Raw genomic sequence first — 19159 nt, 5'->3', positions numbered from 1 at the left:
CTCGGCGGGCGCGGACAGGATGCGGGCGGCGCGCAGCCGGTTGGTGGCGTCCGCCGCCTCTTCGGCCCCGAGACCGGCGACGCGTGCGGCGATCCGCTGCGGGATGGCGGTGCCGAGGACGGCGCAGGCCCAGGCGAAGCGGACGGTGGAGGGCCCGAGTCCGTGCAGGCGGGCGACGAGTCCGCTCCCGCGCTGGGCGGCGGCGAGGTCACGCAGCAGGGGGGGCGCTGGCCGAGGTGGGTTCGAGGCCCTTGGCGCGGACCCTGGCGGTGAGTTCGACGGCCTCGAAGGGGTTTCCGGTGGTGACGGCCCAGGCCTCGCGGCAGAAGGACTCCTCGGCGTGCTCCCCGACCGTCTCGCGGACCAGGGTGGAGACGGCGGCCGCGCTGAGCGGGGCGAGGTTCAGCGGGCGTCGTCCGGCCCGGCCGGACAGGCCGCGGAAGGCCTCGGCGTGGGCGGGCAGTTCGTCGGGGCGGTAGGCGACGACGAGGAGCAGCGCGAGGTGTTCGGCGCGCGGGGCGAAGGCGGCGAGCCAGCCGAGGGATTCGGCGTCGCCCCAGTGGGCGTCGTCGAGGACGAGGACGACGGGGGCGCGCTGGACGGTGAGCTGGGTGAGCACCCAGTCGAGTCCGTCGCGCAGGCCCTGGGGGTCGGGCGGGGCGCCCTGTCCGGGGGCGCAGAGGCCGAGGGCGGGGCCGACGATCGGGTACCAGCCGCCGAGGGCGGCGCGCAGGGAGGTCTCGGAGCGGCCGGCCAGGCGGGGCTGGATGAGCTGGCGGGCGACGTGGAAGGGCTGGCCCTGTTCCTGTTCGCCGCCGCGGGCGGCGAGGAGGGTGCAGGAGCGGGTGAGGGCGCTGCGGCGCACTTCGGCGAGGAGGGTGGTCTTGCCGAGGCCGGCGGGGCCGGAGAGGGCGAGCAGTCCGCCGCCCGCGTCGGGGCCCGATCCGGTGAGCCGGTCGAGGGCCTCGTCCACGGCGACGAGTTCCGTTTCGCGTTCGAAGAGCGTGTGCCGCGTGCGGGCGTGACGATCCGTCATGGCTGGAACCCCCCTGGCCGGTTCGGTGCCTCAGCGTACGCCCGCACGCACGCTGAGGGAGGCCCGCGGCCGGGAAAGATCGGTTTGTTTTACGGATTTCCCTATTCCGTCGAACGTGCGGCCAGTTCCTCCAGTACGGAGACGGCTTCGGCGGCCCGGTCGGCGGCCACGAACAGGTGGTCGTGGTGGTATCCGGCGATCACGTTGCAGCTGAGTCCGCGCTCGGCCAGCGCGGCGGCGAAGGCTCCGGTGAGGCCCACGGCGTCGAGGGCGGAGTGGACGCGCAGGGTGATCCAGCCCGCGGTGTACGTGTAGGCGAGTCCGGCCGCGTCGGCTTCGTCCTGGCGCAGGACCAGGGTCAGCCCCTCGGCCTCGCGGACGGTGGCGACGGGCGCCAGCCCGGGGGGTACCGCCGTCGTGTCCGGGAGGGTGCAGAACACGTACCGGCCCTCGTTCAGCTCCGGGCGCATGCCGCTCAGCAGTTTCCGAAGGTCGCTCTCTCCGCTCATGGGCCCACCCTAGGCCCAGTCGTCGAAGTGGCGCGGCCCCGGCGCGGATGGTTGCGGCCCTGCCCCGGCGCGCGGCACACCGGCCGCGCGCCGAGGGGGCGTTCCGTCAGGTCAGCCCGAAGTTCCCGCCCCGCGCCCCCAGGACGAACTTGCGCCATCCGCCCGGCGCGAAGACCAGGGAGGGACCGTCGGGGCGCCCGCCGCTGCGCATCGCGATGAATCCCTCCACGAAGGCGATCTGGACGTCGCCCACCCCCCGGCTGCCCGACCGCCAGTCCGCCCCGCTGAGATCGAGCTCGGGCTTTCCCCACACCGTGTTGCCGTTCGCCACGTGCGTGCTCCTCCCGGTACGTCGTCCGGGGGCCCAGGGTAGCCATCGGGACGGCCGCCGCACAGGCCCCGCCGGGCGGGGGGTGACCGGCCCGGCCCGGCCGCCCCGCCCGGTACCCGTCAGGACGCCGGGGGTTCGGCCCCGACCAGCCACATCGCGAAGAACTGCGCGCCGCCGCCGTAGGCGTGCCCGAGGGCCCGGCGGGCTCCGGGGACCTGGTGTTCCCCGGCCAGCCCCCGTACCTGGAGGGCGGCCTCGGCGAAGCGGATCATGCCGGAGGCGCCGATCGGGTTGGTGGACAGCACCCCGCCGGAGGGGTTCACGGGGAGGTCCCCGTCGAGCTCGGTGACGCCGGACTCGGTCAGCTTCCAGCCCTCGCCCTCCTGCGCGAAGCCCAGGTTCTCCAGCCACATGGGCTCGTACCAGGAGAAGGGGACGTACATCTCGACCGCGTCGATCTCCCGCCGCGGGTCGGTGATCCCGGCCTGCCGGTAGACGTCGGCGGCGCAGTCCTTGCCGGCCTGCGGGGAGACGAAGTCCTTGCCCGCGAACAGGGTCGGCTCGCTGCGCATCGCCCCGCCGTGCACCCATGCGGGCGGCTTCGGCGAACGGGCGGCGCCCGCCCGGTCGGTGAGGACCATGGCGCAGGCCCCGTCCGAGGAGGGGCAGGTCTCGGAGTAGCGGATCGGGTCCCACAGCATCGGGGACGCCTGGACCTTCTCCAGGGTGATGTCGTGCTCGTGCAGGTGCGCGTACGGGTTCTTCAGGGCGTTGCGCCGGTCCTTGTACGCGACGAGGGAGCCCACCGCGTCGGGGGCGCCGGTGCGCCGCATGTACGCGCGCACGTGCGGCGCGAAGAAGCCTCCGGCGCCGGCCAGCAGCGGCTGCTGGAAGGGGACGGGCAGGGAGAGCCCCCACATGGCGTTGGACTCCGACTGCTTCTCGAAGGCGAGGGTGAGCACGGTCCGGTGGACGCGGGCGGCGACCAGGTTGGCCGCGACCAGTGCGGTGGACCCGCCGACGGATCCCGCGGTGTGGACGCGGAGCATCGGCTTGCCGACGGCGCCGAGGGCGTCCGCCAGGTACAGCTCCGGCATCATCACGCCCTCGAAGAAGTCGGGGGCCTTGCCGATGACGACGGCGTCCACGTCCGCCCAGGTCAGCTCGGCGTCGGCGAGGGCGCGGGCGGCGGCCTCGCGGACCAGGCCGGCGAGGGAGACGTCGTGCCGGGCGGCGACGTGCTTGGTCTGGCCGACTCCGACGACGGCCACGGGCTCCTTGCCGAACGTGCTCATGCCGGATCCCCTTCCAGGACGGCGACCAGGTTCTGCTGGAGGCAGGGGCCTGAGGTGGCGTGGGCGACGGCCCGGTCGGACGCGCCGCGGTGGATGCGGGCGGCGGCCTCGCCGATGCGGATCAGGCCCGCCGCCATGACGGGGTTGGCGGCGAGGGCCCCGCCGGAGGGGTTGACGGCGACGGCGTCGCCCTCCGCGAGGCCGAGCGCCTTGCGCAGCACGACCTCCTGGGAGGAGAACGGCGCGTGCAGTTCCGCCGTGTCCACGGGCGCCTCGAAGAGCCCGGCGCGCTCGGCGGCGAGCCGGGTGGACGGGGAGTCGGTCAGGTCCCGCAGACCCAGGCCGTGGGCCTCGATGCGGTGGTCGATGCCGGTGATCCAGGCGGGCCGTCCGCAGAGCCTGCGGGCGGTGTCCCCGGCCGCGAGGACGACCGCGGCGACGCCGTCGCCGATCGGCGGGCAGTCCCCGGTGCGCAGCGGCGCCACCTGGTACTCGCCCCGCGGGACGTCCCCGCGCAGCTGGGCGTGGGGGTTGTCCTCGGCGGCGGCCCTGCTGCGGGCGGCGATGGCGCCGAGCGCGGCCTCGTCGGTCTCGCCCGCGTCGATCAGCGCCCGGGCCTGGAGGGCGGCGAGGGCCACCGAGTCGGGCCAGAGGGGGGCGAGGTAGTACGGGTCGAGCTGGCGGGTGAGGACGTCGCGGACGGATCCCGGGGAGGACTTCCCGTAGGAGTAGACGAGCGCGGTGTCGGCCTCGCCGGTCTGGATCTTGACCCAGGCCTCGTACAGCGCCCAGGCGCCGTCCATCTCGACGTGCGACTCGGAGATCGGGGGCCAGGCGCCGACCCCGTCGAGGGTCATGGTGAAGGAGAAGGCGCGGCCGGCGAGGTAGTCGCTGGAGCCGGAGCAGGTGAAGCCGATCTCCCCGGCCTTCAGTCCGGTGGCGGCCAGCACCTCGTGCAGGACCGGCATGACCATCTCGACTTCGCTGAGTTCGTCGGTGCGGCGCAGGTGGTCGCTCTGCGCGAAGGCGACGACGGCCACGTCGCGGGCGTACCTGCTCGTCCTGGGCATCAGATGAGCTCCTTGTACGCGTCGTAGTCCGCGTCCGGCTCGCCGGTGGGCCGGTAGTGGTCGGGGTAGCGTCCGCCGTCGGTCCACACCGGTTCGACGCGCAGGCCCATGCGGACCTGGTCGTACGGGATGCCGCCGATCCGGCCGTGCAGGGCGAGGTCGGCGCCGTCGAGGGCGATGTGGGCGTAGACGTAGGGGACCTCGATGTCCAGGTTCCTGGCCTTGATGTTGACGATGCAGTACGTGGTGACGGTGCCGGCGGGGCCGACCTCGACCCGGTCGGTGGTGGCGACCCCGCAGGTGGGGCAGGCGCCGCGCGGGGGGACGTACACCTTGTGGCAGGAGGGGCAGCGCTCGCCGACGGTCCGCCGCTCGGCGAGGGCGTTGATGTAGGCGGTCTGGGCGCGGCCGGGGCTGTAGGTGTAGTCCAGGCGGGCCTCGGCGACGATGCCGGTGACGGGGTCGGCGAAGGCCCCGTCGTGGGGGGTGGCCGCGCCGCCGTCCCCGCCGTCCCCGCCGTTCTCCTCCGGCTCGAAGCAGGTGATGTCGGTGATGGCTCCGGTGCGGTCGGCCGCCCAGCGGATCCGTACCCGCATGCCGGTGCGGACGGCGTCGGGGCCGGGGGCGTCGAGGGCGTGCAGGATCGCGGTGTCGGCGCCGTCGAGCCGGACCAGCACCCAGGCGAAGGGGGTCGCGAGGGGCTGCTGGGGGCGGGGGTCGCCGTTCCAGGCCCAGGTGGTGACGGTGCCGGCGGGGGCGACCTCGACGAGCTCGCGGATCTCCTCGGCGGTGACGGGGTCGTACTCGACGGGCGGCACCATCACCCGCCCGTCGCCGGTGCGGACGCCGAGCACGACGCGCTCGCGCAGGCCGGTGAGGAAGGCGCTCTGGACGGGCCCGAGGGAGCGGGTGAAGGGGAACTCGACGACGAGGGGCGCGCGGAGTACCTGGGGTGGGGGCGCGGCGGTCATGGTGGGTCTCCGATTCTGGATGGGGGAAGGACAGGGCCTAGGCCCGGCGGTAGACCGGCGCCCGTTTCTCGGCGAACGCCCGTGCCCCCTCCTTCGCGTCGGCGGTGTCGAAGACCGGCCACCCCCGCTCCAGTTCCGCGGCGAGCCCCTCCGTCTCCGTCAGCCCGGCGGTCTCGTAGACGGAGGCCTTCACCGCCTCGACGGCCAGCGGCCCGCAGGCGTTGATGCGTTCCGCGGTCTCCAGCGCGGCCTCCAGGGCCGTCCCGTCGGGTACGACCCGGCCGACCAGGCCGATCCGCGCCGCCTCCCCGGCCCCGTACGGGCGTCCCGTGAGCAGCATCTCCAGCGCGTGCGTGCGCGGGATCTGGCGCGGCAGCCGCACGGTGGAGCCCCCGATGGGGAACAGCCCCCGCCTGACCTCGAACAGCCCGAAGGTGGCCCCCTCCCCCGCGATCCGGATGTCGGTGCCCTGGAGGATCTCGGTGCCGCCCGCCACGCAGTACCCCTCCACCGCCGCGATCACCGGCTTGCGCGGGCGGTGGTGACGGAGCATCGCCTTCCAGTGGAGGTCGGGGTCGGCCTTGAGGCGGTCGCGGTACGCGTCGCCCTCCATGCCCTTGCCGGCCAGCGCCTTGAGGTCCATCCCGGCGCAGAAGTCCCCGCCCGCGCCCGTCAGGACCACCGACCGGACCGTGTCGTCCGCGTCGGCCTCCAGCCAGCCGTCGTAGAGCCCCACCAGCAGCGGAAGCGAGAGCGCGTTCTTCGCCTCCGGCCTGTTCATGGTGAGCACCAGCGTGGCGCCGTGGCGGTCCACGGTCAGGTGTTCCGTCCCACCCATTGCCGTCCTCCCGTCTCAAGACCTAGAACAGGTTGCAGGAGGGGAGGGTGCAGTTCAATAGTTTTCTGACACCCAGTCAGATTTCTTGGACGGCGCCCTTCCCAGTTGGGCCGGGCACGGCTCTAATGACCGCCGAGCAGCCCAGCCATGGGATCTTTCGGGTCAGGAGGAACGGTGGAGTACAACCTTGCCGACCTGTTCGAGTCGGTCGTGGACGTGGTCCCGGACCGCGAGGCCCTGGTGTACGTGGACCACCCCGGAACCGGCGCCGAACGCCGCCTGACGTACGCGGAACTGGACGCGGCGGCCAACCGCCTCGCCCACCACCTGCTCGACAGCGGGCTGGGGCCGGGCGACCACCTGGGGCTGCACCTCTACAACGGCGTCGAATACCTCCAGACCGTCCTGGCCTGCCTCAAGGCCCGCCTCGTCCCGGTGAACGTCAACTACCGCTACGTGGAGGAGGAGCTGGTCTACCTCTACAACGACGCCGACCTCGCGGCCCTCGTCTTCGAGGGCGAGTTCACGGAGCGGGTGGCCGCCGCGCTGCCGCAGACGCCCCGGCTCCGGCACCTGATCCGGGTCGGGCCGGTGCCCGGGGGCGCCCCGGAGCCGGCGCTCGCGCCGGTGGCGTACGAGGACGCCGAGGCCTCGGGCTCCGCGGAGCGCGGCTTCCCCGCGCGCAGCCCCGACGACCTGTTCATCATCTACACGGGCGGCACGACCGGCATGCCCAAGGGCGTCATGTGGCGGGCCGAGGACCTCTTCTTCGCCGGGCTGTTCGGCGGGGAGCCCTCGGGCGAGCCGGTGAAGCGGCCCGAGGAGCTGGCCGAGCGGGTCGCGGCGCGGGGGGCGGGCCTCACCTTCTTCCCGGCTCCCCCGCTGATGCACGGCACCTCGACCCTCACCTCGTTCATCGCCTTCAACTACGGCCAGCGGGTGGTCATCCACCGCAAGTACGTACCGGAGGAGGTGCTCCGCACGATCGAGAAGGAGAAGGTGTCCAGCGTCTCGCTGGTGGGCGACGCGATGCTGCGGCCGCTGATCGACGCCCTGAACGGCCCGCTCGCGGGGACCGACCTGTCCTCGCTGTTCAGCGTCTCCTCGTCCGGGGCGATCATGTCGGAGACGGTGCGCGCGGAGTTCCAGCGGCTCGTGCCGAACGTGGTGCTCCTGAACAACTTCGGTTCCTCCGAGTCCGGTTCCAACGGCCGGGCGACGGACGTCTCCGGCCCGGAGAAGGGCTTCCGCCTCCAGGTCAACGACCGCACCCAGGTGGTGGACCCGGTGACGCACGAGCCGGTGGCGGTGGGCGTGCCCGGCCGGCTCGCGCAGCGCGGTCACGTACCGCTCGGGTACTACAACGACCCGGTGAAGACCGCGGAGACCTTCTTCCGCAAGGGCGCGGAACGCTGGGTGCTGCTCGGCGACATGGCGACCGTGGACGAGCAGGGCATCGTCACCGTGCTGGGGCGCGGTTCGCAGTGCATCAACACGGGCGGCGAGAAGGTGTACCCGGAGGAGGTCGAGCAGGCGCTGAAGTCACATCCGGACGTGTACGACGCCCTGGTGGCGGGCGTTGCGGACCCGACGTGGGGCAGCCACGTGGCGGCGGTGGTGCAGGTGCGCGAGGGCGCGCCGGAGCCGACGCTGGAGGACATCCAGCGGCACTGCCGCACCCGGCTCGCGGGGTACAAGATCCCCCGCCAGCTGGTGCTCACGGACGCCATCCAGCGCTCCCCGAGCGGCAAGGCGGACTACCGCTGGGCGAAAACGGTGGCCACGGAGGCCGACTCGCCCCGCTGAGCGGGCCCTGGCGGGGGATCCGGCACCGCGGCTCCGGCGCGTGGTGCCACCTCCGTCGGGGCCTCCGTCGGGGCCTCCGTCGGGGCCTCCGTCGGGGCCGGGTGCGGCCCTCAGTCCTGGGCGCGCAGTTCCGCCGCGAGGGTGCGGGCCCAGCCCGCCAGCTCGGTGCGGCTCGCGCTGCGGCCGAGGGCCTCGGCCTGCGCGTCGGTCATGCGGTGCGGGCCGGGGTCCTCCAGTAGGTGGGCCGCCTCGGCGAGCAGCGCGGACAGGCGCCGGGCGTCCGAAGCGCTGAGTCGCACCGATACCGCCGGGTCGATGACGGACATCGCCGTCGCCTCCCTTCGCGCTCCTGTGGCCGGGGCGCCTCCTTCGACCGTACGCCTCCGGCCGGGGGGCCGCCGCTCAGGTGCCGGTGGCGAGGAAGCGCTCGACGCGCCCCGCGAACCGGGCCGGGTCGTCCAGCCAGGGGTAGTGGCCGCCGCCCGGCTGGACGTCGAGGGCTCCGTGCGGGTAGAGCGCGGCGAGCCGGGCCGCCAGGGCCGGTGCCGGGTTGCCGTCCAGGTCGCCGGCGAGCACGAGCACCTCGCCCGTGACCCGCCGGAGGGCGGCCCGGGTGGCGGGCGGGTCGAAGGCGTCCGGATCGGCGTAGGCGTCGGCCGCCCGCTCGTTCTGCTGGTGGGCGTTGGCCGCCCAGTGCGCGCGGGCCGCGTCGTCCCAGCGGCCGTAGAACAGCGGTGCGACCAGGTCCCAGTCCGCGTCGGTGCCGCCGTCCGCGAGGACCCGCGCGTAGGCCGTGATGGCCGTGTCGTAGAGGGGGTCGCCCGCCCGGAGCCGGGCCGCCGCCATCCGCTGCCCGTCGGTGACGGGCAGGTCCACCGCCCAGGCCGTGGGCGTGACCAGCACCGTCCGGCGGGGCCTCTCGGGGTGGGCGGCCGCGTACAGCTGGGCGAGGTTGCCGGAGGCCGAGTGGGCGAGGAGGTCGACGCGCTCCAGGCCCAGGTGGAGACGGAGGGCCTCGACGTCGGCGACCTGGCGGTCGACGCGGTACGTGGACTCGTCCGCCGGCGTCGCGGAGTCGCCCGTACCGCGCGGGTCGAGGAGGATCAGGCGACGTCCGGCGGTCAGCCCGCCGAGGTCGCCCAGGTACTCCGAGGCCCGCATGGGGCCGCCGGGGAGGCACAGCAACGGCTCGCCCTCCCCGCGGACGTGGTAGGCGAGTTCGGTTCCGTCGTAGGTGGCGAAGGCAGGCATGGGGGCCATCCCACCAGACGATCACTCGTTCGAGTCATTGATTTACGGGACGGGGTCCGGCAGTCTACCGAATGAACGTTCGGTTGGCCCTGGATGAGGTGACGACGATGACGGCGCACGCGGATCTCCACGACGAAGGCGAGCGGCTGAGCCCCGACGAACTGGCGGCGCTCCAGCTGAAGCGGCTGCGGGCCACCCTGCACCGCGTGTACGACCGCGTGCCCTTCCACCGGCAGGCCTTCGACAAGGCGGGGGTGCATCCCGACGACTGCCACTCACTGGCCGACCTCTCGCTCTTCCCCTTCACCACCAAGGCCGACCTGCGCGAGCAGTACCCCTTCGGGATGTTCGCCGTGCCCCGCCCCGAGGTGCGCCGCATCCACGCCTCCAGCGGCACCACCGGCCGGCCGACGGTGGTCGGGTACACCGACGGGGACCTGTCCACCTGGGCCGATGTCGTCGCCCGCTCGCTGCGCGCGGCGGGCGCCCGGCCGGGCCAGATCGTCCACGTGGCCTACGGGTACGGGCTGTTCACCGGGGGCCTGGGCGCCCACTACGGCGCGGAGCGCCTCGGCTGTACGGTCGTGCCCGCCTCCGGGGGCATGACCGACCGGCAGGTGCGCCTGATCCAGGACTTCCGGCCCGAGGTGATCATGGTGACCCCGTCCTACATGCTCACGCTGCTGGACGAGATGGAGCGCCAGGGCGTGGACCCCCGCTCGACCTCCCTGCGCACCGGGGTGTTCGGCGCGGAGCCGTGGACCGAGGAGATGCGCCGGGAGATCGAGGAGCGGCTCGGCATGGACGCCGTGGACATCTACGGGCTGTCCGAGGTGATGGGGCCGGGAGTGGCGCAGGAGTTCGCCTCGCACAAGGACGGCCTGCACATCTGGGAGGACCACTTCTACCCGGAGGTGGTCGATCCGCTGACCGGGGCGGTGCTGCCGGACGGGGAGCTCGGGGAGCTGGTGTTCACCTCCCTCACCAAGGAGGCCATGCCGGTCGTGCGCTACCGCACCCGGGATCTGACCCGGCTGCTGCCGGGGACGGCCCGGCCCGCGTTCCGCCGGATGGAGAAGGTGACGGGACGCAGCGACGACATGATCATCCTGCGCGGGGTGAACCTCTACCCCACGCAGATCGAGGAGATACTCCTGCGCACCCGCGGGCTCGCCCCGCACTTCCAGCTGAGGCTGACCCGGGAGGGGCGGATGGACACCCTGACCGTGCGGGTGGAGGCCCGCCGGGAGACCGGTGCCGCCCGGCGGCGGGAGGCGGCGGCGGAGGTGGTGCGGGCCGTCAAGGAGTCCGTGGGGGTGTCGGTCGGGGTCGAGGTGGTGGAGCCGGAGAGTCTGGAGCGGTCGGTCGGCAAGATCAAGCGCGTGAAGGACCTCCGCGACGGCCGGGCGGGCTGAGCCGGGACGCCGGGGGCCGAGTCCGGCCGCCACGGGCCGGGTCCGGCCGCCGGGGCGGTCGAAACCACCCCGTTCGGGCCCACTTCGGCGCCGCTTGCGGGACTCGGCGGGCCCGTACGGGTAGGGGATGGGGCGTGACCTCGTTCCTCCGGCAGCTCCACGACCGGCTCCAGGGCTCGCCCGTCGGGCTGGCCTGGAGCCGTGGCCGGGAGATCGAGCTGATGCACCGGGCGATGGGGTTCGCCGCCCTCGGCTTCCTCACCCTCGTGCCCCTGCTGGTGGTCGTCGCGGCTGCCGCACCGGGCAGCGGCTCGGGCTTCGGCCGCTGGCTGGGCCAGGCCCTGGGGGTCACGGCGCCCTCGCGGGCCCGGGTGGAGCTGCTGTTCGGGGCGGCGGACCTGGCGCTCGAACGGACCACCGCCTTCGGCCTCGCGGCCCTCGCGGTGTTCGGCCTGACCTTCGGCTCCGCCGTGCAGACCGGTTACGAGAAGGTGTGGGACCTGCCGACCGCCCGGTGGCACACCATGTGGCGGCACGTGGTGTGGCTGGCCCTGCTCGTCTGTTACCTCGGGCTGCTCGTCGGGATCCCGACCCCCTCCCACGACTGGCTGGGCACCACCCTGGGCACCATCAGCGACATGACCGGCACCTGCCTGTTCTTCTGGACCTCGGGCCGGCTCCTGCTGGGCGGCCGGGTCCGCTGGCGCGCGCTGCTCCCGGGGGCCGTGGCCACCAGTCTCGGGCTGCTCGGCCTCAGGGTCTTCTCGCAGCTGGTGTTCTCCCCCCTGATCGCCTCGAACGCGGTCACCTACGGCCCCTTCGGCACCCTGCTAGTCGTCCAGTCCTGGCTGGTCGGCGTCGGGTTCGTGGTGTACGGCGGGGCCCTGGTGGGCCGTCTGGTCCACGAACACCTCACCCTGCGCCGCCTCCGCGCGAACGGCATCCTCCCCACCGAACCGGCCCCGCCCCTCGATCCGGGACGGGCCTGACGGGCCCGCCCCACCACGACGCGGGGCCCCGATCCGGGACGGGCCGGACGGACCCGTCCCATCACCGGGCGGGCCCCACGGGATCCGGGAGCGACCGCCTAGACTCGGCCCGGCCGAAAGGGGGCCGAGCCCCCTCGGCCGGCCGGAGCGCGTCCCGGACGGCCGCACCGCCGCAGACCCAGGGAACCCGTGTGACCACCAGCTACCGCCAGCCCGGCGTCGTCCTCACCGACCACCACTTCACGGTCCCCCTGGACCACGACGACCCCGGCGGCGAGCGGATCGGGCTCTACGCCCGCGAGGTCGTCGCCACCGGGAAGGACCCCGAGGCCCTGCCCTGGCTGCTCTACCTGGAGGGCGGCCCCGGCTTCGGTGCCCGCCGGTTCACCGGCCGTCAGGCATGGCTGGAGCGGGCCCTGCGCGACCACCGCGTGCTCCTCCTGGACCAGCGCGGCACGGGCCGTTCCACCCCCGCCAACCGGCAGACCCTGCCGCTGCGCGGTACCCCCGGCCGGCAGGCCGAGTACCTCTCGCACTTCCGCGCCGACTCCATCGTCCGCGACTGCGAGGCCATCCGGCCCGCCCTGACCGGCGGCGCCCCCTGGACGGTGCTCGGTCAGAGCTTCGGCGGTTTCTGCACCACCCACTACCTCACCGCCGCGCCCGAGGGTCTGCGGACCGCCCTGATCACCGGCGGCCTGCCGTCCCTCACCGCCACCGCCGACGAGGTGTACGCCGCCGCCCTCCCCCGCGTCGAACGCAAGAACCTCGCCCACTACGCCCGCTACCCGATGGACGTGGAACGCGCCCGCCGGATCGCCGCCCACCTCGCCGAGCACCGCACCACCCTGCCCGGCGGGCACCGGCTGACGCCCGAGGCGTTCCAGTCCCTCGGCATCCTCCTCGGCACCGGGGACGGCAGCCACCAATTGCACTACCTGCTGGAGGACGCCTTCGTCCGCACCCCGGCCGGCCACACGCTCTCCGACGCCTTCCTGGAGGGCGTGCGCGAACAGCTCTCCTTCGCCGGGCATCCCCTCTACGCCCTGCTCCACGAGGCCATCTACGCCCAGGACCCGACCGCCCCCACCGGCTGGGCCGCCGAACGGGTCCGCGCCGCGCACCCCCGCTTCGACGCCGTCGGGGCGCTCGCCGGGGACGGGCCCCTGCTCTTCACCGGCGAGAGCATCCACCCCTGGCACTTCACCACCGACCCGGCGCTCGAACCGCTCCGCGAGACCGCCGAACTGCTCGCCGCGCGCACCGGCTGGACCCCGCTCTACGACCCTGCCCGGCTGGCCGCCAACGAGGTACCGGTCGCGGCCGCCGTGTACCACGACGACATGTACGTCGACACGGCCCACTCCCTGGAGACCGCCCGGACCGTACGCGGCCTGCGCACCTGGGTCACCGACGAGTTCGAACACGACGGCGTCCGGGCCGGCGGCCCCCGCGTCCTGGACCGCCTCCTGGCGCTCGTCCACGACGACGTCGTCTGACGGTCGCACCGACGGGCCCTGGCTGCTACTCGACGGTCCCGACCTGGCACTTGCCCAACTCGACGGCGAAGGTACTGCTGCTGAAGCTGTCACCGGTCAACACGACGTAGGCCTCCCACTGTTCGTGGCCGGCAGGCGGTCATCCCCTCCGGCCCGCTTGCGTGTGCCCCACGCCATGATCGCGAGGAGGTCACACGATCCACCGGACGGGCCCTGCCTCCCGGCCGGGGCCGCCAGGGCGGCGCCCGCTCCTCGTAGGCGTGGGCGCGGGCCTCGCGGATGGCCGCGTCGAGCCGGCGCGCGGCCTCGCCCCTGCGGCCCGTGGCGGGCGAGGGCCGGCATCAGGCCCGCGCAGCCGGGAGACGTGGCTCTGGAGCACGGTGCGGGCGTGCCGGGGCGGGTCCTCGTCCCACAGGGCCTCGGTCGGCCGCTCCACGCCGACGGGGGCATTGGGGCGCAACAGCAGCGCTGCGAGCAGGCTTCGGCGTGTGGCGGGGCCGAGCGGGACCGGAAGGTCGTCTTCCGCCACCACGGCCACCGCTCCCGGCACGCGGAACTCCATGCATGCGGCCCTTGTCCGTACGCTCGCGGCCCCCGGCCGAGCCTATGGCTCCGTGTTTTGGGTCTTGAGGGGGATCCCGGCCATTCCGGGCCGCTGCCGCGCGCCGTGATCGGCTGACGGAGTGCCATGAGCCGTCCGTCAGGGCTCCGTTGGCGCGTGCCGGGAGCCTGGGGTGATGCCGGCCGGCCGGTCGCGGCGACGTCCCGGGGGTCCCCTCCGGGGGCGGGCGCCGCCGCGGTCCCCGGACGGCCCGGCGGGTCCCGGCCCGTCAGGTCGCAGCCTGGCGAGTACTCGGCTCGTCAGCCGCAGCCTGGCGGGTATACGGCCCCCGGGCCGCAGCCCGGCGGGCACTCCGGCCGCCAGGCCTCAGCCCGGCGGGCACTCGGCCCGGCAGGTCCCGGCCCGGCGGGTACTCGGCCCCGTCAGGTCCCGGCCCGCCGGTCGGCGCTGCGGCCCCGGCTCCCGCGCCGGGGCCGCGCACCCGCTCCGCCTCGTCCCAGCCCGGCCCCGACCCGACGCTCGGCCCGGTCAGCCCAACGCCCGCCCCGCCCCGGCCCCACGCCCGTCCCGCCCGCCGCAGGGGCGTCAGCGTTGCGCGAAGCGGTCACGGAGTTCCCGTTTGAGGATCTTCCCGCTGGCGTTGCGCGGCAGGACGTCCACGAAGACCACCCGTTTCGGGGCCTTGAAGTGCGCGAGCCGCTCGCGGGCGTACGCCACCAGCTCCGCCTCCGTGACCTCCCCGCGCGGCACCACGACCGCCGTGACGGCCTCGATCCACCGCTCGTCGGGCAGCCCGATCACCGCCGCCTCGGCCACCCCCGGATGGGTGTACAGCACGTCCTCGACCTGCCGGGAGGCGACGAGCACCCCGCCCGAGTTGATGACGTCCTTCACCCGGTCGACGACGGTGAAGTAGCCCTCGGCGTCGCGGACCGCGAGGTCACCCGAGCGGAACCAGCCGTCCCGGAAGGCCATCTCGGTGGCCCGCGGGTCGTTCCAGTAGCCCAGGCACAGCTGTGGCGAGCGGTACACCACCTCCCCCGCCGTGCCGTCCGGCACCCGGGCGCCGTCCTCGTCGACGACCTCCGCCTCCACGTGGCGTACCGGCCGCCCGCAGGAGTCCATCCGGCCCTCGTGTTCGTCCGGCCCCAGCACGGTGGCGAGCGGGCCGATCTCGCTCTGCCCGAAGCAGTTGTAGAACCCGAGCCCGGGCAGCCGCTCCCGCAGCCGTTCCAGGACGGGCACCGGCATGATCGAGGCGCCGTAGTAGGCCTTGCGCAGTGCGCCCAGCTCCGCGGCCGCGAACCTCGGGTGTCCGGCGAGGGCGATCCACACCGTCGGCGGCGCGAACAGGCTGTCGGCGCCGCCCGCCTCCACCAGGTCGAGGAGCGCGTCGGGGGCCGGTGCGTCGAGGACGGTGTTGTGCGCGCCGACCGCCAGGTAGGGCAGCAGGAACACGTGCATCTGCGCCGAGTGGTACAGCGGCAGGGCGTGGGCGGGGCGGTCCGTCTCCGTGAGGTCCAGGGCGTCGATCGCGCTCTCGTACTCGTGCGCCAGGGCCCGGTGGGTCATCATCGCGCCCTTGGGCAGGGCGGTGGTCCCGGAGGTGTAGAGCAGCTGCACCACGGCCGACGGGTCGCCGGGCTCCCCCTCGTACGGGAGCGGCTCGGCGAGCTCGGCCAGGAAGGAGCCGGGGGCGTCGCGCAGCGGCCGGACGGCGTGCGCGGCGGGTACCCGCTCCGCCAGGTCCGGGTCGGCCAGGACCAGGGCGCTTCCGCAGTCGCCGAGGATGTGCGCGAGGTCCTCGCCCGTGAGGTTCTGGTTGACCGGCACGTGGGTGAGGCCGGCGCGGGCGCAGGCGAGGAAGGCGATGAGGTAGGCGTCGCTGTTGTGGGCGAAGGTGGCGACCCGGTCGCCCGCGGCCAGCCCGTAGCGCCCGCGCAGGACGGCGGCGCCGGTGGAGACGGCCGCGTCGAGTTCCCGGTAGGTCCAGGCCCGGTCGCGGTAGCGGACCGCCACCCGGTCGGGGACCCGCCGCGCGCTGTCCCGTACGAGCCCGTCGACCGTGTTGTCCCGTACTGCCGTCATGGCGCGATCCTCGCCCCGCGGCGCACCCGGGTCAAGATCGGTGCGGCAACAGGGGACACCGAACGGGATGTTGACAGGGCATCGGACGGACTGCATGAGCGTGGGGACACGCACGCGACCCGCCGCCGCACCGGACCGCTCCTGCGCCGGTTCGCCGTCACCGGTGCCACGCTCCTCGCGGCGACGGCCGCGTTACCGCAGGCCGGAGCCACGAACGGCCCCGATCCCGGGGGTCGCCCCCTCGGGCGGCGGTCTGTCCGCGGTCATCCGCTACACCGAGAACGGCATCCCGCACGTGCCGGCCCGGGACTACGCGAACCTCGGTTTCGGCACCGCCTGGGCCCGGGCCGCCGACCCGGTCTGCGTGCTCGCCGGCGGGTTCCAGACCGTGTCCGGCGAGCGCTCGCGCCGGCCGGGCCCCCCGCCGCGCCCGACTTCTCGCTCTCCTCGGCCACGACGAACCTCTCGGGAGACGGGCACGGTCGGAAGCTGCTGGCCGCGCCCGCTCCGGCCGGTCCGACCAAGGACCTGCACCCGCCGGCCCTCGACCCGGCCGGCCCGGCCGCGTACCTGGTGGACGACAGGCCGGAGCGGATGACGGAACGCAAGGTCAGCGTCGAGGTGAAGGGCGGCGGGACCCCGGTGGTCCGCAGACAGTGGTGGACCCGCTACAGGCCGGTCGTCCCCGGCCTCGGCCCCGGACGCGGTCCAGCCCGGCGTGGGTGTGAGCTGCTTGGCCCATCAGACGGGCGCCCGTGGATCGGCCCCACTGAGGGGTGCCTGACCTGCTCGTCGGCCCGGAACACCACGTACGCGCCGATGGTCCGCCACCTCCGCGGGCTCCTCGTCGACGAATGCCACTGTTCAGCAACAGATGGGCCGGGGCGGGCCGGGACTTGGGATATTCGAGCCGGGTGACGCGGAGTTGGCCGACGGCGTCTGTCGTACGCGCCGTTAGAGTGAAGATCTCGGTGGCCTGATCCCGTCGACGCGAGCATTCGGCGCCGGGGCACTTGAAGGAAACGCTTTACGGAACGGGGGGCCATCGTGTCGACGTGGGACGTCGAGCCGGGTGGCATTCATGGAGTCCTGAACAAGACCGCCGAGGCCGGTGCGATACCGACCTTCACGGGGAACCTGGAGACTCTGGAGAAGCACGCGGCTTCGCTGAAGACCACTGCTTCCGGCATTCGCGGAACGGGCCGCGACGTCCACAACGCCTTTCAGGAACTGGATCCGGTAAAGAAACGGGACCCTAAGGCGCTTCCGACCGACCCTGAGGCGACGCACCGGTTGCAGGAATGGCTGGCCGAGGACGGCTACAGCCTCTTCGGTATCGAGCACGACTTCCGAGGCGCGGATCTGTCGGGCGCGGACTTCACGAGCTCGTGGTTTACCCAGGCGGTCCTGGCGGGTGTGCGGCTGGCAGGAGTGAGTTTCTACCGCGCCGACCTTCAGTCGGCGGATCTCACGGGTGCGGATCTGACCGGCGCCGACCTCGTCAGGGCGAATCTTGACGAGGCCGTGCTCCGGTCGGCGCGGCTCGACGGCGCCGACATGGTCAAGGCCTCGCTGCATGGGGTCGACGCGTCGGGAGCGAGCTTCAGAGGGACAAGGATCATGGGGGCCTCGCTCTTCCGCGTCGATTTGAGGGGAGCGGACCTGACCGACGCGGTCTTGTCCCACAACAGCTTCAGGGTCACGGTCGACGACGCCACGGTGGTGCGTGGCTTGACAGGCACAGTTTTCGGGCCGGTCACCGTCTTCAGTGGCGAATCGTCCCGAGAGTTGGCCGGCGCGGAGCTGGAGGCGTGGTTCGGTGAGCGGGGCGGGCAGGTCGAAGTGATCGCTCCCGGCAGGCCCCCGAAGTAGGGCGGCCGCACCCCCTTCCGGAATCCTTCACTTTCACGGCGGGTGCCCGGTCTCGCCGAGCCGCTCGTTCTCGTTTTGAGGACGAGCGGCTCGGCGGGAAATGAACTCAGCGGAAGCAGGAGCCAGTCCATGCACGGCTATCAGGAATTGCTCGGAACGGATTTCGACGGCCGGCCGACGGACGACATCGACGACGTGATCTACGACGCGTTCGAAAGTCCCCGTCACCGGACCCGCGTTCCCGGCCTCGTCGCCTTGATGAACGATCCCGGGGCGCCCGAGATCGAGCGGTTCCTGGCGTGCGTGGCGCTGACCACCTGGGGCGAGGCGGCGGGATACGAGACGGTGATCCGTGCCGCCGCGGATCCCAGGAGGACTCCCTGGTACGACTGCTCGATCGACCGGAAGTTCTCGGTGGACAGTACGTTCGCGCAGCTCGCGGCAGCTGTTGCCGAGCGGGACCTGGCGCGGGAGAAGGGGACCGAGACGCTTCGTCTGGACGCCGCCCGTGCTCTGGTGCGGCTCGCCGACGGCGAGTATTTCGAGGACAAGCTGGGCGAGTTGTTCGACAGGGCCACACTTCAGGCGCTGCTGGACGACGTCAAGGACGTCATCGGCCGGGGTGTGCGATCCCTGGCGGCAGGTGAGAAGTGCTCGTTCGACCTGCCCACGCAGCTGGTCGATCTGGCGGCCGGGGTGTCCACGGTCGACGGGGAGCTGGCCGTGGAGCTGGCCATGGGCATCCTCGACGTCGACTCCTCCTCCCGCACGCTGAACCATGCCGTCTCGATCGTGTTCCGTGCGCGGGGCCCGGAGGGCCGGCAGTTCGGCGAATACCTGCTGACCGTCGGCAACGAGCGGGTGTGCGCGGAGGTCCGCGAGGCGTTGGGCCGCCGCGCCGACCACCCGCTCATGCCGCAGTAGGCAAGATGGAGAACAAAGCAGTGATCCGCACGCAGTACTACGTGCAGGGCCCGTTCGGGGTGCCGGACTTCTCCGGGCCCGCCGAGCTGAACATCCTGGGGCAGTGGGTGACGGCCGACATCCAGCTCGTGCCGCTGTCCGTCCTGGAGGCGATCGATCTGGTGGCCGCGGCCATGGCCGACCCGGGTTTCGCGCCGGAGGATCTGGACGGGAACGCGCACACCGCCACCATCGGCCCGCGGGGCGTGAGGGTGGAGAACCACTTCGTCGAGCACGTCCAGGGCGAATTCACCCTCGACGACGCGTTCCGGGTGCTGGTCGACTTCTGGGACTACTGCCGCCAGGCAAATCCCGAAGAGGTCGACGCGTACCGACGCGAATACGCTGACGAGTAAGGACGTGACCCCTTGGCCGGGATCCGCGACCTGCAAAACACGGGGTTCGAGATCCGCGAGGGCCGCTGCGCCATCGGGCCGCGTCCGGTCGCCGGAGCCGCTGATCTGGCGGACGCCGTCGGTGAGATGTTGAGCGCCCGGTGCCGCTGGGCCCGAACGCCCGGCCCGGCTTCTACTACCGCCTCGGCGACGGCGAGACGGGCGAGAGCTGGACCGCCCTGGAGCAGCTCGTACGTCATCCGCGCGGGGCGACAGCGGGCTAGCTTGACGCTGTCGGGGATCTTGGAGTTCCCCCGGTGCGGCAGTAC

General features: G+C 73.4%; 18 protein-coding genes and 1 pseudogene. 9 read left to right on the top strand and 10 right to left on the bottom strand.

The features are described from left to right. Positions 1–208 precede the first annotated feature (208 nt). The 7 genes from SLAV_RS43405 to SLAV_RS32900 all read right to left on the bottom strand — a co-directional run bounded on the left by SLAV_RS43405 (position 209) and on the right by SLAV_RS32900 (position 6050). Entirely contained in the window at positions 209–1036 is an 828-nt protein-coding gene (locus SLAV_RS43405) for an AAA family ATPase (RefSeq protein WP_335341804.1), read from the bottom strand. A gap of 101 nt (positions 1037–1137) precedes the next feature. Next, positions 1138–1545, bottom strand: coding sequence for an ACT domain-containing protein (locus tag SLAV_RS32925; protein WP_030231511.1), 408 nt, complete (start codon positions 1543–1545; stop codon positions 1138–1140). Positions 1546–1651: 106 nt separating this feature from the next. Continuing rightward, positions 1652–1876: a DUF397 domain-containing protein gene (locus tag SLAV_RS32920; protein ID WP_030231513.1), complete on the bottom strand. Its 225-nt coding sequence runs from the start codon at positions 1874–1876 to the stop codon at positions 1652–1654. Between the two features lie 119 nt (positions 1877–1995). Then, on the bottom strand, positions 1996–3171 hold the full coding sequence (locus SLAV_RS32915; protein WP_030231516.1) for a thiolase family protein: 1176 nt from the start codon (positions 3169–3171) through the stop codon (positions 1996–1998). After that, on the bottom strand, positions 3168–4241 hold the full coding sequence (locus SLAV_RS32910; protein ID WP_030231518.1) for a thiolase family protein: 1074 nt from the start codon (positions 4239–4241) through the stop codon (positions 3168–3170). Before SLAV_RS32910 ends, SLAV_RS32915 begins: the two co-directional genes overlap by 4 nt. Continuing rightward, positions 4241–5212 carry a Zn-ribbon domain-containing OB-fold protein gene (locus tag SLAV_RS32905; protein WP_030231521.1) on the bottom strand — a complete coding sequence of 324 codons (972 nt, stop codon included), beginning with the start codon at positions 5210–5212 and terminating at the stop codon, positions 4241–4243. Before SLAV_RS32905 ends, SLAV_RS32910 begins: the two co-directional genes overlap by 1 nt. Positions 5213–5249: 37 nt before the next feature. Beyond that, positions 5250–6050, bottom strand: coding sequence for a crotonase/enoyl-CoA hydratase family protein (locus SLAV_RS32900; protein ID WP_030231523.1), 801 nt, complete (start codon positions 6048–6050; stop codon positions 5250–5252). Positions 6051–6224: 174 nt separating this feature from the next. Between SLAV_RS32900 and SLAV_RS32895 the strand changes: the two genes are divergently transcribed. Next, on the top strand, positions 6225–7856 hold the full coding sequence (locus SLAV_RS32895) for an acyl-CoA synthetase (RefSeq protein ID WP_037687526.1): 1632 nt from the start codon (positions 6225–6227) through the stop codon (positions 7854–7856). Between the two features lie 110 nt (positions 7857–7966). Here SLAV_RS32895 and SLAV_RS32890 read toward each other — a convergent pair whose 3' ends face one another. After that, positions 7967–8182, bottom strand: coding sequence for a hypothetical protein (locus tag SLAV_RS32890; RefSeq protein WP_100661113.1), 216 nt, complete (start codon positions 8180–8182; stop codon positions 7967–7969). Between the two features lie 76 nt (positions 8183–8258). Further along, entirely contained in the window at positions 8259–9107 is an 849-nt protein-coding gene (locus SLAV_RS32885; protein WP_030231531.1) for an alpha/beta fold hydrolase, read from the bottom strand. A gap of 107 nt (positions 9108–9214) precedes the next feature. Here SLAV_RS32885 and paaK point away from each other — a divergent pair, with 107 nt between their 5' ends. The 3 genes from paaK (at position 9215) to SLAV_RS32870 (ending at position 13010) form a co-directional block, all read left to right on the top strand. Then, a complete protein-coding gene (gene paaK / locus SLAV_RS32880; RefSeq protein WP_030231534.1) occupies positions 9215–10522 on the top strand; it encodes a phenylacetate--CoA ligase PaaK in 1308 nt (435 codons plus the stop codon). 134 nt (positions 10523–10656) lie between these two features. Next, positions 10657–11511, top strand: a complete 855-nt coding sequence (locus tag SLAV_RS32875; protein WP_037687528.1) for a YhjD/YihY/BrkB family envelope integrity protein — start codon at positions 10657–10659, stop codon at positions 11509–11511. Positions 11512–11702: 191 nt separating this feature from the next. Continuing rightward, entirely contained in the window at positions 11703–13010 is a 1308-nt protein-coding gene (locus SLAV_RS32870) for an alpha/beta fold hydrolase (protein WP_030231536.1), read from the top strand. 1147 nt (positions 13011–14157) lie between these two features. On the opposite strand, the gene SLAV_RS32855 is transcribed toward SLAV_RS32870, so the two are convergent. Then, positions 14158–15660, bottom strand: coding sequence for a fatty acyl-CoA synthetase (locus SLAV_RS32855; protein ID WP_030231538.1), 1503 nt, complete (start codon positions 15658–15660; stop codon positions 14158–14160). 141 nt (positions 15661–15801) lie between these two features. Between SLAV_RS32855 and SLAV_RS42685 the strand changes: the two are divergent. The 5 genes and pseudogenes from SLAV_RS42685 to SLAV_RS42680 all read left to right on the top strand — a co-directional run. Continuing rightward, positions 15802–16191, top strand: a pseudogene (locus SLAV_RS42685) (penicillin acylase family protein); the annotation flags it as partial. 516 nt (positions 16192–16707) lie between these two features. Continuing rightward, positions 16708–17532, top strand: a complete 825-nt coding sequence (locus SLAV_RS32845; protein WP_234333654.1) for a DUF6507 family protein — start codon at positions 16708–16710, stop codon at positions 17530–17532. Positions 17533–17574: 42 nt separating this feature from the next. Further along, positions 17575–18456 (top strand): hypothetical protein, encoded by an 882-nt coding sequence (locus tag SLAV_RS32840; protein ID WP_234333655.1) that lies wholly within the window; start codon positions 17575–17577, stop codon positions 18454–18456. 20 nt (positions 18457–18476) lie between these two features. Then, entirely contained in the window at positions 18477–18851 is a 375-nt protein-coding gene (locus SLAV_RS32835; RefSeq protein ID WP_030231544.1) for a hypothetical protein, read from the top strand. Positions 18852–18991: 140 nt separating this feature from the next. Beyond that, complete coding sequence (locus tag SLAV_RS42680) at positions 18992–19114, top strand: DUF6177 family protein (RefSeq protein WP_234333656.1); 123 nt, start codon at positions 18992–18994, stop codon at positions 19112–19114. Positions 19115–19159 lie beyond the last annotated feature (45 nt).

It is taken from the genome of Streptomyces lavendulae subsp. lavendulae, assembly GCF_002803845.1.
In the GTDB taxonomy this organism is placed as follows: domain Bacteria; phylum Actinomycetota; class Actinomycetes; order Streptomycetales; family Streptomycetaceae; genus Streptomyces; species Streptomyces lavendulae.
The sequence above is the reverse complement of the archived record's forward strand: the minus strand, read 5'-3'. Positions and strand labels throughout refer to the sequence as shown.

Bases quoted from the DNA above. Each gene is read 5' to 3' on its own strand.
- SLAV_RS43405 (WP_335341804.1), bottom strand. From the start codon at position 1,036: ATGACGGATCGTCACGCCCGCACGCGGCACACGCTCTTCGAACGCGAA.
- SLAV_RS32925 (WP_030231511.1), bottom strand. From the start codon at position 1,545: ATGAGCGGAGAGAGCGACCTTCGGAAACTGCTGAGCGGCATGCGCCCG.
- SLAV_RS32915 (WP_030231516.1), bottom strand. From the start codon at position 3,171: ATGAGCACGTTCGGCAAGGAGCCCGTGGCCGTCGTCGGAGTCGGCCAG.
- SLAV_RS32910 (WP_030231518.1), bottom strand. From the start codon at position 4,241: ATGCCCAGGACGAGCAGGTACGCCCGCGACGTGGCCGTCGTCGCCTTC.
- SLAV_RS32905 (WP_030231521.1), bottom strand. From the start codon at position 5,212: ATGACCGCCGCGCCCCCACCCCAGGTACTCCGCGCGCCCCTCGTCGTC.
- SLAV_RS32900 (WP_030231523.1), bottom strand. From the start codon at position 6,050: ATGGGTGGGACGGAACACCTGACCGTGGACCGCCACGGCGCCACGCTG.
- SLAV_RS32890 (WP_100661113.1), bottom strand. From the start codon at position 8,182: ATGTCCGTCATCGACCCGGCGGTATCGGTGCGACTCAGCGCTTCGGAC.
- SLAV_RS32885 (WP_030231531.1), bottom strand. From the start codon at position 9,107: ATGCCTGCCTTCGCCACCTACGACGGAACCGAACTCGCCTACCACGTC.
- paaK (WP_030231534.1), top strand. From the start codon at position 9,215: ATGACGGCGCACGCGGATCTCCACGACGAAGGCGAGCGGCTGAGCCCC.
- SLAV_RS32855 (WP_030231538.1), bottom strand. From the start codon at position 15,660: ATGACGGCAGTACGGGACAACACGGTCGACGGGCTCGTACGGGACAGC.